This window comes from Acinetobacter guerrae (genome assembly GCF_009372255.1).
Classification (GTDB): Bacteria; Pseudomonadota; Gammaproteobacteria; order Pseudomonadales; family Moraxellaceae; genus Acinetobacter; species Acinetobacter guerrae.
The window spans coordinates 41,804-55,378 of record NZ_LXGN01000002.1 but is presented as its reverse complement, the minus strand read 5'-3'; the positions used below and the strand labels follow the sequence as shown (position 1 = coordinate 55,378).

The window sequence follows — 13,575 nt, the reverse complement described above, 5'->3', positions numbered from 1 at the left end:
AAATCGCCAAAATGAATAAGTCGGGTGGCTTAAGCTGCTAGCCCAACTTTCAAACTACGTCCACATGTTGCATGGGTATTTCACAATTAACTGACCTATAAATTTGGGGTGTTTCACTGTGAAATCGTAAATGCGTTATGGATTTGCAGCCTGCTTTTATCTGTTCCTTAATGATCAACTCTACCGAAAAAGCACGTTTTATCCAACACCTCTAAAAGTATGTTTTCATGCTTTTTAGGTATGTTAATGTGTAATACATATTTTTCTTGTCTGTAGTTGGAAAGTTAAACTTACAGGGTCATTTAACCCGTAAAATTTATTATTTTTCATTAAATTAAAAACACAACATAACATCTTGTGAAATAGTTTTTTAAGAAATCAAAGGCTGTATTCAATAGATACAGTATGATGCTTTACCATCATAAATGGAATATTAGCTTAGACAAAAGAGGGGGCTATTTAAAGCTGAAAGGTAATAATGGTTTGCCAGAGATAATAGGCTTTTGATTCATTTATATCTGAATCATTTATTCATTAAATATACTTTTTTTGTAGTACTGTGCGCTGTGATTACATATTTTAGGTATTAAAAAGCCCTACCGAGTGATAGGGCTTTCATTCAAAACAGCGGATAACTGTTTGATGTGTGCAGCTTAAGCAAGCTTACTGTTAAATTGCTTGCCAAGGCATTTGGTACACGGAGGTAAACGATCAGTACCAATTTCTAAGTAAACGCGATGTCCGCATTGGACACAAAAATAGAAGCCTGTTCCAGGTTTTTCGCCAGCAGTAACCATTTTTGCTCTCCATAGATTTTAGAAATGGTATATATATTATAACTTGATAAAGTTGGTGAATGATTGACCTTTCTGACGAGTGGTAGCGTCTAAAATGTTATAAAAATAACTTTAAGCTACCTCATCCATCCTATGCTCTTAGTACCCATAAATAAATATTTCAACCCAGTCTGCATCTTGATTTTATCAAACTCAACCATTAGACTAGTTAAATAACTAGTTATTTAAAGGTGAACATCATGCACACATGGTCTGTACAAGATGCTAAAGCCAAATTTAGCGAATTACTCGAATGTTGTATGCTTGAGGGTACACAATTGATTACCAAGCGTGGGGTACAAACTGCTGTACTGGTACCGATTGAGGAATGGCAACGCCTTACCACTTCGGCAAAACCCTCATTAAAAGAATTATTATTAAGCGATGAGCATCGTTTTGAGATGGATTTGCCACGTTCAAGACTAGTAAAACGCCGTAATATTCCTGAACTGGATTAAGTCATGTATTTGTTAGATACCAATGTCATTTCTGAATTACGCAAGCCTAAACCGCATGGGGCAGTTGTGGCTTGGATTCAGTCCATTGAAGATAAGGATTTATTTTTATCTGCTGTGACGATTGGCGAGATTCAGGCAGGCATTGAAATCACTCGTGAACAGGATCCTACTAAAGCCCAACAAATTGAGCAATGGTTAGATTTGGTTGCAGATTCCTATAATGTGCTACCGATGACTGCTGATATTTTTAGAGTTTGGGCAAAATTGATGCATCGCACTTCTGACACTTTATATGAAGATGCTATGATTGCAGCGTTAGCAAAACAACATCATTTAACTGTAGTCACTCGAAATATTGCTGACTTTAAGGGGTTTGGGGTAAAGTTGTTTAATCCATTTGATGGTGCAGCATATTTTTGATTTTTGGCATCTCACCACACAGAGGTGGAACGAGGCAAAAAGCTACAATAAAGATTGTAGCCCCTTTTACAAAGTAAATGTGAATATCAATTATTAATAGGAGTTGATTTATAATATTGCTCTACACTCTTTTTCCTTTTTGTTTCTTCCATTTGTTTCATCTTTTGCCCAATCAACATCTGTTCATATGTAACATCTGGTAAATCTTGCATCCAAGCACTAAACCGCTGATTAGTTGCATTAATTGATACTTCATCACAGTAAACTTTATTCATTTGAGATTTAACAAAATATATTAACAATGAATTCAACAACTTACCATCAAGATATCTTTTAAATAACCACAAATAAATATCAACTATTTCTAGACCTACTGATACTTTAGAGCTTTTAAATTTTGGAATAATTGTTGGAATATTTCTATAATCCATTCCACCTAAACCAAAGCTATGTGGATAAAAAAAACCTTCGGCGTTTCTATAAATTTGTAACAAATAATCCTGTACTGTATTAAACTGATCCTGCTGATCTACTATAATTCCCAATACTTTTCTCTTTTTCTTCTTCGCTCGATTGGTTACCCCCCAGTAAACTGCTTGAAAACCTATTAAATTAGGAGAAATGAATTTTTTGTCTCTTTTTGTCTTAGCATTAAAACTTAACTTTCTTACATTATTTTTAGCCCAGATTAAAACATCAAAAAATAGTCCTCTTGACCTAATATCATTTAACTTTTCCAGACGACTAATTAGTTTTCACAAATATAAATTACTTTTTCATCAGCCTCTTCATCTTTTGAGCACAATCTAGCTTCCCATGCTGTTCTTTTTAATTCTTCGTCAAAGAGAAAGTTCAACTTTGCTAATATTACATATCTTAGTGGAGTCCAGTATCCAGACCATGTCATTGCTGGATTTATACCTTGATCAAATATCTGATCAAAAAAAACATATGACGGGGTAATCATCTTTTTTAACCCTATAAAATCGAAATTTATAGAAAATTTTTTCGATATTTCTTTTAACTCAGAAATTAAATTAATTAGTTTACCTTCTCCCAATTCTGTCGCATATAATCTATCAACACCGAATTTCTTTCTTAATTTTAAAATATCCTCTTTAGCTAAGATATCCAAATTAACCATTGAGCCAACAACTCCCTAATATAAATATGACTGTGTCCTATCAAATAAGTTATTACCTGTATGACCACTTTCATCAATATAAAAAAACACTATATCTACCAAAATAAAACCCCACCATCAAGATAGGGTTTTTATTAAACAATATCAATAATATTTAGCTAAAGTATTAAGCCACTTGACCCTCTAAAAAGTCTTGTGCAAAACGTTGTAATACCCCACCCGCTTCATATACAGAAACTTCTTCTTCTGTATCTAAGCGACAAGTTACAGGCACTTCCAGAATTTCTTCTTTACCATCCGCTGTGGCACGCTCAATCACTAAAGTTAAAGTCGAACGTGGCGCAATATTACCAATCACGCTATAAAGCTCAGTACCATCTAGTTTTAAGGTCTTGCGATTAACACCCGCTTTAAACTCAAGCGGTAAAACGCCCATACCCACTAAGTTAGTACGGTGAATACGCTCAAAACCTTCAGCAACAATCGCTTCCACACCTGCAAGACGTACACCTTTGGCTGCCCAGTCACGGCTTGAACCCTGACCATAATCCGCACCTGCAACAATAATCAACGGTTGCTTACGGTTCATGTAGGTTTCAATCGCTTCCCACATGCGCATCACTTCGCCTTCTGGCTCAACGCGTGCTTTTGAACCCTGTTTAATCGTACCATCTGAACGAATAACCATTTCATTAAATAGTTTCGGATTGGCAAATGTTGCACGTTGTGCAGTTAAATGGTCACCACGATGGGTTGCGTAAGAGTTGAAGTCTTCTTCAGGTACACCCATTTTGTGTAGATATTCACCCGCTGCCGAATCCATCATAATCGCATTGGATGGCGATAAATGATCTGTGGTGATGTTATCCCCCAAGATCGCAAGCGGACGCATATTGGCTAAAGTACGTGGTGCAGCCAATGCCCCTTCCCAGTATGGTGGACGGCGGATATAGGTACTTTGCGGACGCCAGTCATATAGCGGACTTTCTGCTTCTTCCGTTACGCCTAAGTCAAACATTGGGATATAAACTTTACGGAATTGTTCAGGCTTCACCGCCTCTTTGACTAACGCATCAATTTCGGCATCCGAAGGCCAGATATCTTTGAGGTAAATGGATTGACCATTTTTGTCTGTACCAAGTACATCTTTTTCAATGTCAAAACGAATCGTTCCTGCAATCGCATATGCCACGACCAATGGTGGAGATGCCAAAAACGCCTGCTTTGCATAGGGATGGATACGGCCATCGAAGTTGCGGTTCCCCGAAAGCACTGCGGTTGCATATAAGTCACGATCAATGATTTCTTGTTGAATCACTGGATCAAGTGCGCCCGACATACCATTACACGTGGTACATGCATACGCCACGATACCAAACCCAAGTTTCTCGAGGTCCTCAAGTACGCCCGCTTCTTCCAAATATAGCGCAGCCGCTTTAGAGCCTGGCGCAAATGATGATTTCACCCACGGCTTTCGCACCAAACCAAGCTCATTGGCTTTACGTGCCAATAATCCCGCTGCCACCGTATTACGTGGATTTGATGTATTGGTACAAGAGGTAATTGCAGCAATAATCACAGCACCGTCTGGCATTAGTCCTTCTGCTTCTTGTACTTTTGCTGCATCCAAATTGCCCGCAATCCCTTTTGCTGCTAAATCAGCCGTTGATACACGTGCATGCGGGTTTGATGGACCAGCAATGTTACGAGTGACTTGAGATAAATCAAAACGTAATACACGTGGATACTCAGCTTTGGTCATATCCGATGCCCAAAGACCAATTTCTTTCGCGTATTGTTCAACCAATACCACTTGATCATCTTCACGACCTGTGAGGCGTAAATAATCAATGGTATTCTGGTCGATATAGAACATTGCAGCAGTCGCACCATATTCTGGGGTCATGTTAGAAATCGTGGCACGATCACCAACTGACATACTGTCAGCACCTTCGCCAAAAAATTCAAGATAGGCCCCCACCACACGTTCTTTGCGTAAAAACTCAGTCAATGCGAGTACGATGTCTGTGGCAGTGATACCAGCTTGACGCTGCCCCACCAATTCCACACCGATAATGTCTGGCAGACGCATCCACGATGCGCGACCAAGCATGACATTTTCTGCTTCCAAACCACCTACACCAATTGAAATAACACCCAGTGCATCGGTATGTGGTGTATGTGAGTCTGTACCAACACATGTATCTGGGAACGCTAAGCCATCACGATTTTGCACCACTGGAGACATTTTCTCCAAGTTGATCTGATGCATGATGCCGTTACCCGCAGGGATTACATCGACATTTTTAAATGCGGTCTTGGTCCACTCAATAAAGTGAAAACGATCTTCGTTACGGCGATCTTCAACTGCACGGTTTTTCTCAAATGCGTCAGGATCAAAACCACCGTACTCTACAGCTAATGAGTGATCCACAATTAACTGAGTAGGCACAACTGGATTGACTTTAGATGGATCACCACCTTTATCGGCAATTGCATCACGCAAACCTGCAAGGTCAACCAATGCTGTTTGACCCAAAATATCATGACACACTACACGCGCAGGATACCAAGGAAAATCTAGATCCTGACGACGTTCAATCAATTGCTTTAAGTAGTCTGTTAAATGCGCTGGTTCAGCTTTGCGAACTAATTGTTCTGCCAACACTTTAGAGGTATATGGCAAGGTTTCATATGCGCCTGGCTGAATATCTTCAACGGCTTGACGCACGTCATAGTATTCAAGCTGGGTATCACCATTTTTTTGAATCAGCAGCGGTTTACGATATTGAGTATTGCTCATATTAACCCCGCTCCGCCAATGGTTTGAATTCAAGATTTTCAGGACCCGTATAGTTTGCGCTTGGACGAATAATTTTGCCGTCTTGACGTTGTTCAATCACATGCGCTGACCAACCTGCAGTACGTGCAATGACGAATAATGGGGTGAACATTGCGGTTGGAACACCCATCAAGTGATAGCTCACCGCACTAAACCAGTCGAGGTTCGGGAACATATTTTTGACTTCTTTCATCACCGCTTCTAAACGTTCAGCGATCAAGTACATCTTGTTGTTCTCTTGCGCTTCGGCAAGGTCACACGCCACTTTCTTGATCACTTCGTTACGTGGATCAGAAACGGTATAGACGGGATGACCAAAACCAATCACCACTTCTTTTTTCTCAACACGGTTACGGATGTCTGCTTCTGCTTCATCGGCATTGTCATAACGCTGCTGAATCACAAACGCAACTTCATTTGCACCACCATGTTTAGGGCCACGTAGCGCACCAATACCACCTGTAATGGCTGAGTACATGTCTGAACCTGTGCCTGCAACCACACGTGAAGTAAAGGTTGATGCATTAAATTCATGCTCTGCATAGAGAATTAATGAAGTGTGCATCGCTTGAATCCATTCTTCCGATGGCGCTTCGCCATGAAGTAGATGCAAGAAATGTGCAGCAATTGAGTCATCATTGGTTTCAACTTCGATACGACGACCGTTGTTGCTGAAATGGTACCAATACAACAGCATTGAACCCAAGCTTGCCATTAATTTGTCCGCGATATCTTTCGCGCCCGCTTCATTGTGGTCTTCATGTTCTGGCGTTAAACAACCCAATACTGATACACCTGTACGCATCACATCCATTGGGTGTGCTGATGGTGGTAATTGCTCAAGTGCAGTTTTGAGTGCTGCGGGTAAGCCACGAAGTGCTTTTAATTTTGCTTTATACGCTTTAAGTTCTGCTTTGTTCGGAAGTTTGCCGTGTACTAATAGGTGGGCGACTTCTTCAAATTGGCTGCCGACAGCAAGATCAAGAATGTCATAACCACGATAGTGTAAGTCATTACCACTACGACCTACGGTACACAGTGCTGTGTTGCCAGCCACTTGTCCACTAAGTGCAACTGATTTTTTTGGTTTGAAGCCTGTTGTCGTTTCATTACTGCTCATAAGATTGTCCTTTTCTGTTCTTTCTATGTGAATTATGAGTTCTAAAATCCCTCCCTAGCCCTCCCTTTCCAAAGGGAGGGAAGTCGCCCTTTTTCAAAGGGGGATTTAGGGGGATTTCTTATTTTGCTTTTTCAAACGATGCATCAAGATATTGTTCAAATGCGTGATAATTAATGCGTTCATACAATTCTTGGCGGGTTTGCATGGTATCCACCACATTCTTTTGCGTCCCTTCTTTACGCAAAGTCTCATAGACATTTTCTGCCGCTTTATTCATGGCGCGAAAAGCAGAAAGTGGATAAAGTGCAATGCTGACATCGGCAGATGCCAGTTCATCGGTAGTAAATAATGGCGTAGCACCAAATTCAGTAATATTGGCCAAAACTGGAACTTTCGTTGCATTTGCAAACTGCTTATACATGGCGAGTTCAGTAATTGCTTCTGGGAACAGCATATCCGCACCTGCTTCAATGTATGCACCCGCACGATCAATCGCAGCTTGTAAGCCTTCAACAGCTAAGGCATCGGTACGCGCCATAATCACAAAATTTTCGTCAGTACGAGCATCCACCGCAGCTTTAATGCGATCGACCATTTCTTGTTGTGTCACAATCGCTTTATTAGGGCGATGACCACAACGCTTTGCACCCACCTGATCTTCAATATGCATTGCGGCTGCGCCAAACTTAATCATCGACTTGGTGGTACGCGCGATATTAAATGCAGATGCACCAAAACCTGTATCGACATCAACTAACAATGGTAAATCACAAACATCGGTAATACGGCGAACATCAATCAGGACATCATCAAGGTTACTAATTCCCAAATCTGGTAAGCCTAACGAACCGGCGGCAACGCCTCCACCCGATAAATAAATCGCTTTATAGCCTGCACGTTGTGCCAATAAAGCATGATTGGCATTAATAGCACCAACGACTTGTAATGGATGCTCGTTAGCAACTGCTTCTCGAAATTTCTGACTTGCGGATAGTGTTGACATGAATTTCCTACTCCTTGTCTTAAAACTGCTCTGTTAACATGAGGTTAAATAAGGTGTTGTTGAATATTGCGATAGGATGAAGCAATGTGACGACACATAAGGAGTTCTGCCAGTTCTGCATCACCCTCTGCAATTGCATCTAAAATACGAATATGTTCAGAAAGTGCTTTGTGTGGACGATTTGGTGTTTTTGAATATTGCACTCGATACATTCTGATCAGGTGGTACAACTCATCACAAAGCATTTTTTCCAGTGTTTTATTACCGCAGTTTTTGATGATGCAATAATGAAAATCATCCTGACCTTCTTGCAAGTAATAGCCTTTGCCCTCTTTAAAATCTGGATCTTGTGCATGAATATGAAGCACTTCTCGTAATTTTAAAATTTGCTGTTTATCGATACTCTGTGCCGCCAATCGACAAGCGAGCCCTTCTAGCGTTTCCCGAATCTGATAAAGCTCAAAAAGCTGTTGATGTGATAAAGACACCACGCGCGCACCTACATGTGCAGTTCGCTCAACTAATTTTTGTCCTTCAAGACGATGGATCGCCTCACGCAGTGGTCCTCGGCTAATACCATAGGTTCGTGCCAATTCAGGTTCAGAAATTTTACTACCAGGAGCAATATCACCACTCACAATCGCAGTTTGAATTTTCTTAAAAATCTGATCGGTCAATGTCATCGAATTCAGTTCTTTAACCACCTGAGTCATTTCAGCGCACACCACATTGTCAACAATCTATATTAAACAAGTCAAAAATAAAGGTTTAAATGGTTAAAATCAACAATATTGTCAACAATTATTCTTTTTTCTTGAATAAATAAAAATTAGTTATTGAATAAATAAATTAAAAATTAATAAATTTCATAAAGTTACATGCGGTAGTCATCCCACTACTATCCGTTACATAAACACCCAATCTCGACTGTTGAAACAAGATATGAAATGTTTGAACATGATGTTCTATTCATTCAATAAATGAAGGATCGCCATGATAGATGAAGAAAAGCCTTTAGATTTCGATGATGATGACGAAACATTGGATTTTGAAGATGAAGAGTTTATCGATGATAAAAAAGAGGATGAACTTTACAATAGCATTACCAAAGATGGCTCAAGTGTCGACCCAGCCGATGATGGCGAACGCCATATTCGCCCAGAGGATGGTGATCCCATCGAAGTCGAAGAGTAAATTCATTCTGTTTCATATCGCTCAACTTAATGTTGGGCTTTCTTATTTTATCTATAAAAAATAAGGCAGATTAACCTAACCATTAAGATTTAAGACATAGTAAAGCAGAGCAAAAATAGTGATAATATAAGCCGCTTAAATAGCAGCTTTATTTTTTGAATGAATTTTCATAAATGGGATACTCAATAAGTAAACCAAAAGCTAAAATTTAGATATCTAATTAATTTTCAACAGGTTGCAATAGAAATGCTTCTCATGATCGAAAAGTATGATTAAACAAATAGAAACAAATTAAAAGAAATGTATAAAATAATAAAATTATTGAAATTAAAGATTTAACAAATCTAAGCCAATTAAGGCAAATTACACAACATTGAATTTTGAGAGTATATTCGCGAGTACGATATTTTTTCATAAAATCATACTCTCATGTTAAATGACGCAAAATTACGCTCACTTAAACCAAAAGAAAAAGTTTACCGAGAAACTGATTTTGATGGGCTTTGCCTGGAAGTGAAGCCAACTGGAAAAAAATTCTGGCGGTATCGTTTTAGGTTGCATGGTAAGCAGCTTATGATGACACTAGGAGCATACCCTGCTATCGGTTTGGCCGAGGCTAGAAAAAAACGAGATGAAGCTAAAGCAGTTTTAGATACTGGCATAAGCCCGGTTCAAGATCGCGCTATAAAAACAAAGGAAGCCGCTGAAAAAGATAAAGCAAATTCATTCAAAGATGTTGCACAAGAATATATCGAAAAGAGGTTAGTAAATAGATCGCCTGAATATGTAAGGCATTTTAAAGACTCACTTGAGCGTGATGTTTATCCTAAAATTGGAAAAAAAAATATTAGAGATGTTACATCTGCCGACATCCTTAATATCATGGATTCTACAATAAAAAGAATTCGTGAGAGGAACATGCAACACTCTGGTGAAGTATCAGCTATTCAAAATAGAACCTTCATAGGCGCAGTTATCAGATATGCAATTGCTACACTTAGGGCTGAATATGATCCAACCTACGCTGTTCGAGATGTCGTTGATCGGCCTGAAGTTGAGCACGCTAGACCCCTTGAGAAAAAAGAACGTCAAATATTAATTACAAAACTGAACTCTTATAAAGGAACCACAACAGTTAAGAATGCTGGCCTTTGTCTGATGTATACAATGCTTAGAACGGTTGAAATAAGACGAATGACTTGGGACCACATAGACTTTGAGGATCGAGTAATTAAATTTAATCGGGTCTCAAGACATAACCAAGAAAAAAGAGTTATGAAAAAAAATAGAACACATATTGTTCCTATGTCAGAGCAGGTTTTTAATATACTTAAAGAACAACATAAAATTAATGGCAATCGAGAATATGTTTTCGCAGCAATATATAAAGAAGGTATGCTGAATAAAACAACTTTAAATAGGATGTTGGATTTTATAGGTCTGAGAGATGTAACTGCACATGATTTTCGTGCCACCGCATCTACGCTTTTAAACGAAAAGGGTTATGATAAAGATTGGATTGAATTGCAACTAGCTCACACTGAAGAAAATAAAACTAGAGCTTCATACAATCATGCTCGATGGCTCCAAGATAGAAGAAAAATGCTTCAAGACTGGGCTGATATTGTAGATAGTTGGAAAAATTAATGGAGCATATTATGCAAACCACAGAACAAAAATTGACTAATACACTGCAATATTCATTTTTGATCCTTTGGAAAGAAGATAAACAAAAATGGGTTGTGGATTGTCAATTACTTAAGATTGAAATCGAAGCAGACACTTATAAAGATGCGCTTGATAAATTGATGCTTAAATTATTACGACATAAATTTTCAGATGATTTCTTTGATCTAATTGAGCAAGATAAGAAAGATTATTTGAGAGAGTAATTTATGTGCGCAAATTACGAACCAATAAAACGCTCTCAAGCCATACAATTAGGTCTCCTTGAACCGACTTTTGAGTATAAATCTGATATATATCCCGGATACGACTGCCCTCTTATTTTCAGTGCCGATGATGCAATTGAATGGCGTGAAGTGAAGTTTGGACTTGTGCCGAAGTGGGCTAAAGACTTAAAAATCTGTCGCAGCACATATAATGCCCGAACTGAAACTGTGCATGAGAAGCCGTCATTTAGAAATGCATGGGCCAAAAGTCAATTTGCTTTGATCCCTGTGCAAACAATTTTTGAACCCAAATACACGGAAGAAGGCAAAGCTGAACGCTGGGGAATTTATAGAGAAGATCATCAGCCTTTTACCGTTGCTGCTATTTATGAAAATGCTGTCATCGATGGAAAGCAGGTCAGATCAATGTCGATGCTTACAATTAATGCTGATACTCACCCTTTCATGTCACAGTTTCACAAGCCAGAGGATGAAAAGAGATCAATCATTGTTATTCCAGAAAAATATCGTAATGGTTGGCTGAACTGTAAAAATGATGAAGCGCGCAATTTCTTTTTTGATATGAATATCAATGAGTTTACAACGCGACATATGCCTCGTTAGCTTTATATCAGAATTATCGATTTTAAATTCATCTCATAAATGATCTATCATTTTGATAATGTAACTTTATCGAGATATGAAATGAATGACCAAAACAAGCATGGAGGTAGGCGTGAAGGCGCAGGAAGAAAGCTAGAATACAACGAGCCAACAAAAGTAATTCGTGTGCCAGAGTCACGTATCGTAGAAATTAAAGAATATCTTAAAAAGAAATCAAACGAAAATGAAATTTCAGATATTCGACAAGTTGACCCAACCACTTATGTAGAAATACCGCTTGCAACTGAACGAGTTCAAGCAGGCTTTCCTTCACCTGCTCAAGATTATGTTGAAAACAAACTCGACTTGAATCAGCATCTTATTAAAAATGAGACAGCGACTTTTATTGTTAAAGTAAACTCACTTTCAATGATCAATCTTGGGATGGATGTTGGTGATGAGTTGATTGTCGATCGTAGTCTTGAAGCAAAGCATAGAGATATCGTCATTGCGCTTGTTGATACAGACTTCACTGTGAAGCGATTGATGATTAATGAGAATGAGCGCTGGTTGCAAGCTGAAAATCCAGATTATCCAGATATCCACTTTAGAGACGAACAAGAGTTGATTATTTGGGGTGTTGTCACACGTCTTTTGAAGAAATTCAGATGAAACAGAATAATAAGATTTTCGCACTTATAGACGTAAATAATTGCTATGTCTCATGCGAGCGCATGTTTAATCCGAGTCTAAATAACAGGCCTGTTATTGTGCTGTCTAATAATGATGGCTGCGCTGTTGCTCGATCGCAAGAGGCTAAAGATTTAGGCATAAAAATGGGTGTGCCACTTTTTCAGATCCGCGATATTGTACAAAAATACAATGTGCAAGTGTTGTCCAGTAATTACTCATTATATGAAGAAATGTCGAATCGCTTTCATAAAATCTTGCTGGATTTTGTCACTGAAGCAGAGCAAGAAATTTATTCGATTGATGAGTGTTTTCTTGATCTGACAGCGTATGAGCAATTATTTGATTTAACTGATTATGCACACCAGATGCGTGATCGTATTCAAAAATGGATCGGGCTGCCAGTGTGTGTTGGTATTGGACGCAGCAAAACACAGGCGAAGATTGCGAATCATATGGCAAAAAAAGGAAAGCGGTTTGGTGGTGTATGTAATTTAGTGGGAATGGATAAAAGACATCAGGATCACTTCTTTTCTATTATTGATGTAAGCGAAGTCTGGGGCGTAGGTCGCAAACATACTAAAAAACTGCAAAGTATGGGCATTAATACTGTCTACGACTTAGCTCGCAGCAACCCCAATGAAATGAAAAAACAGTTTTCAGTTGTCATGGCTAGAACAGTTGCAGAACTTCAAGGCACATCATGCATTGAAATTGAAGACACCCCAGAATCTAAAAAACAGATAATTTCATCACGCTCATTCGGCACTAGAGTTACTGAACTTGACGACTTAAAAGAAGCAATGTGCTTACATGCTCAAGATGCTTGCCGTAGGTTGAGAAATGATGAGTCACTGTGTGGTTGTATTATCGTATTTGTTCAATCAAATCCGCATGATGATAGTGTCCCTTTTTATAATAAATCTGCATCTTATGCTTTTCCAGAAGCCACAGATTCAGCGATGGATTTTGTTAAAGCTGCTACAGCTATGATTTGTCATGTGTATAAAGCTGGTATTAAATATAAGAAGTGCGGCGTGATATTGACATGCATTGAACCTAAATCTGGACATACATATGATTTATTGACAGACATGGAGGTAATCGACAAAAAAGAAAAATTGATGCAAGTGCTTGAAAGTGTTGGTGATAAATTTGGAAAAAGAAAAATAGGCATTGGCTCTTGTTATTTACCGAACCGAAATTGGTCGATGTCACGAGATAAATTAAGTCAGAATCCATTTACGTGGGATGGGCTTTTGAAAGTGAATTAGAAGATGTTTAGATTGTCCAAGAAAAGGTTTGAAAATAATTAAAACACCCTATTGATATTGGTCGCAAATGCGACCATAATAACTACATCAAGACGAGAA

Annotated in this window: 15 protein-coding genes; 8 read left to right on the top strand and 7 right to left on the bottom strand. The window is 38.7% G+C overall.

Annotated elements, in window-relative coordinates:
- Window positions 1-653: 653 nt before the first annotated feature.
- Window positions 654-797 (bottom strand): zinc ribbon-containing protein, encoded by a 144-nt coding sequence (locus A7A69_RS03010; RefSeq protein ID WP_004929145.1) that lies wholly within the window; start codon window positions 795-797, stop codon window positions 654-656.
- 239 nt (window positions 798-1,036) lie between these two features.
- On the opposite strand from A7A69_RS03010, the gene A7A69_RS03005 reads away from it, so the two are divergent.
- Both A7A69_RS03005 and A7A69_RS03000 read left to right on the top strand, forming a co-directional pair.
- Window positions 1,037-1,294: a type II toxin-antitoxin system Phd/YefM family antitoxin gene (locus A7A69_RS03005; protein WP_152876259.1), complete on the top strand. Its 258-nt coding sequence runs from the start codon at window positions 1,037-1,039 to the stop codon at window positions 1,292-1,294.
- A gap of 3 nt (window positions 1,295-1,297) precedes the next feature.
- Complete coding sequence (locus A7A69_RS03000; protein WP_120369487.1) at window positions 1,298-1,714, top strand: type II toxin-antitoxin system VapC family toxin; 417 nt, start codon at window positions 1,298-1,300, stop codon at window positions 1,712-1,714.
- A gap of 86 nt (window positions 1,715-1,800) precedes the next feature.
- Here the strand turns inward: A7A69_RS03000 and A7A69_RS16675 are convergent, their stop codons facing one another.
- The 6 genes from A7A69_RS16675 to A7A69_RS02975 all read right to left on the bottom strand — a co-directional run bounded on the left by A7A69_RS16675 (window position 1,801) and on the right by A7A69_RS02975 (window position 8,536).
- The gene (locus A7A69_RS16675) at window positions 1,801-2,259 is read right to left on the bottom strand and encodes a hypothetical protein (RefSeq protein WP_187349156.1); all 459 of its coding nucleotides are present in this window, start codon (window positions 2,257-2,259) and stop codon (window positions 1,801-1,803) included.
- A 203-nt stretch (window positions 2,260-2,462) separates the two neighbouring features.
- Complete coding sequence (locus A7A69_RS16670; RefSeq protein WP_187349155.1) at window positions 2,463-2,858, bottom strand: hypothetical protein; 396 nt, start codon at window positions 2,856-2,858, stop codon at window positions 2,463-2,465.
- A gap of 166 nt (window positions 2,859-3,024) precedes the next feature.
- The gene (gene acnD / locus A7A69_RS02990; RefSeq protein ID WP_152876258.1) at window positions 3,025-5,661 is read right to left on the bottom strand and encodes a Fe/S-dependent 2-methylisocitrate dehydratase AcnD; all 2,637 of its coding nucleotides are present in this window, start codon (window positions 5,659-5,661) and stop codon (window positions 3,025-3,027) included.
- 1 nt (window position 5,662) lies between these two features.
- Window positions 5,663-6,820 carry a bifunctional 2-methylcitrate synthase/citrate synthase gene (prpC, locus tag A7A69_RS02985; protein WP_120369484.1) on the bottom strand — a complete coding sequence of 386 codons (1,158 nt, stop codon included), beginning with the start codon at window positions 6,818-6,820 and terminating at the stop codon, window positions 5,663-5,665.
- Between the two features lie 118 nt (window positions 6,821-6,938).
- Window positions 6,939-7,823: a methylisocitrate lyase gene (gene prpB / locus A7A69_RS02980; protein WP_152876257.1), complete on the bottom strand. Its 885-nt coding sequence runs from the start codon at window positions 7,821-7,823 to the stop codon at window positions 6,939-6,941.
- Between the two features lie 44 nt (window positions 7,824-7,867).
- Complete coding sequence (locus A7A69_RS02975) at window positions 7,868-8,536, bottom strand: GntR family transcriptional regulator (RefSeq protein ID WP_120369482.1); 669 nt, start codon at window positions 8,534-8,536, stop codon at window positions 7,868-7,870.
- Between the two features lie 280 nt (window positions 8,537-8,816).
- On the opposite strand from A7A69_RS02975, the gene A7A69_RS02970 reads away from it, so the two are divergent.
- From A7A69_RS02970 to A7A69_RS02945, 6 genes are all read left to right on the top strand, one after another.
- On the top strand, window positions 8,817-9,017 hold the full coding sequence (locus A7A69_RS02970; RefSeq protein ID WP_120369481.1) for a hypothetical protein: 201 nt from the start codon (window positions 8,817-8,819) through the stop codon (window positions 9,015-9,017).
- Between the two features lie 429 nt (window positions 9,018-9,446).
- Window positions 9,447-10,664 (top strand): tyrosine-type recombinase/integrase, encoded by a 1,218-nt coding sequence (locus A7A69_RS02965; RefSeq protein WP_152876256.1) that lies wholly within the window; start codon window positions 9,447-9,449, stop codon window positions 10,662-10,664.
- A gap of 11 nt (window positions 10,665-10,675) precedes the next feature.
- Entirely contained in the window at window positions 10,676-10,909 is a 234-nt protein-coding gene (locus A7A69_RS02960) for a hypothetical protein (protein ID WP_152876255.1), read from the top strand.
- A gap of 3 nt (window positions 10,910-10,912) precedes the next feature.
- Entirely contained in the window at window positions 10,913-11,533 is a 621-nt protein-coding gene (locus A7A69_RS02955) for an SOS response-associated peptidase family protein (RefSeq protein ID WP_152876254.1), read from the top strand.
- An 81-nt stretch (window positions 11,534-11,614) separates the two neighbouring features.
- On the top strand, window positions 11,615-12,184 hold the full coding sequence (locus A7A69_RS02950; protein ID WP_152876253.1) for a LexA family protein: 570 nt from the start codon (window positions 11,615-11,617) through the stop codon (window positions 12,182-12,184).
- Window positions 12,181-13,476, top strand: coding sequence for a Y-family DNA polymerase (locus A7A69_RS02945; protein ID WP_152876252.1), 1,296 nt, complete (start codon window positions 12,181-12,183; stop codon window positions 13,474-13,476). Before A7A69_RS02950 ends, A7A69_RS02945 begins: the two co-directional genes overlap by 4 nt.
- Window positions 13,477-13,575 lie beyond the last annotated feature (99 nt).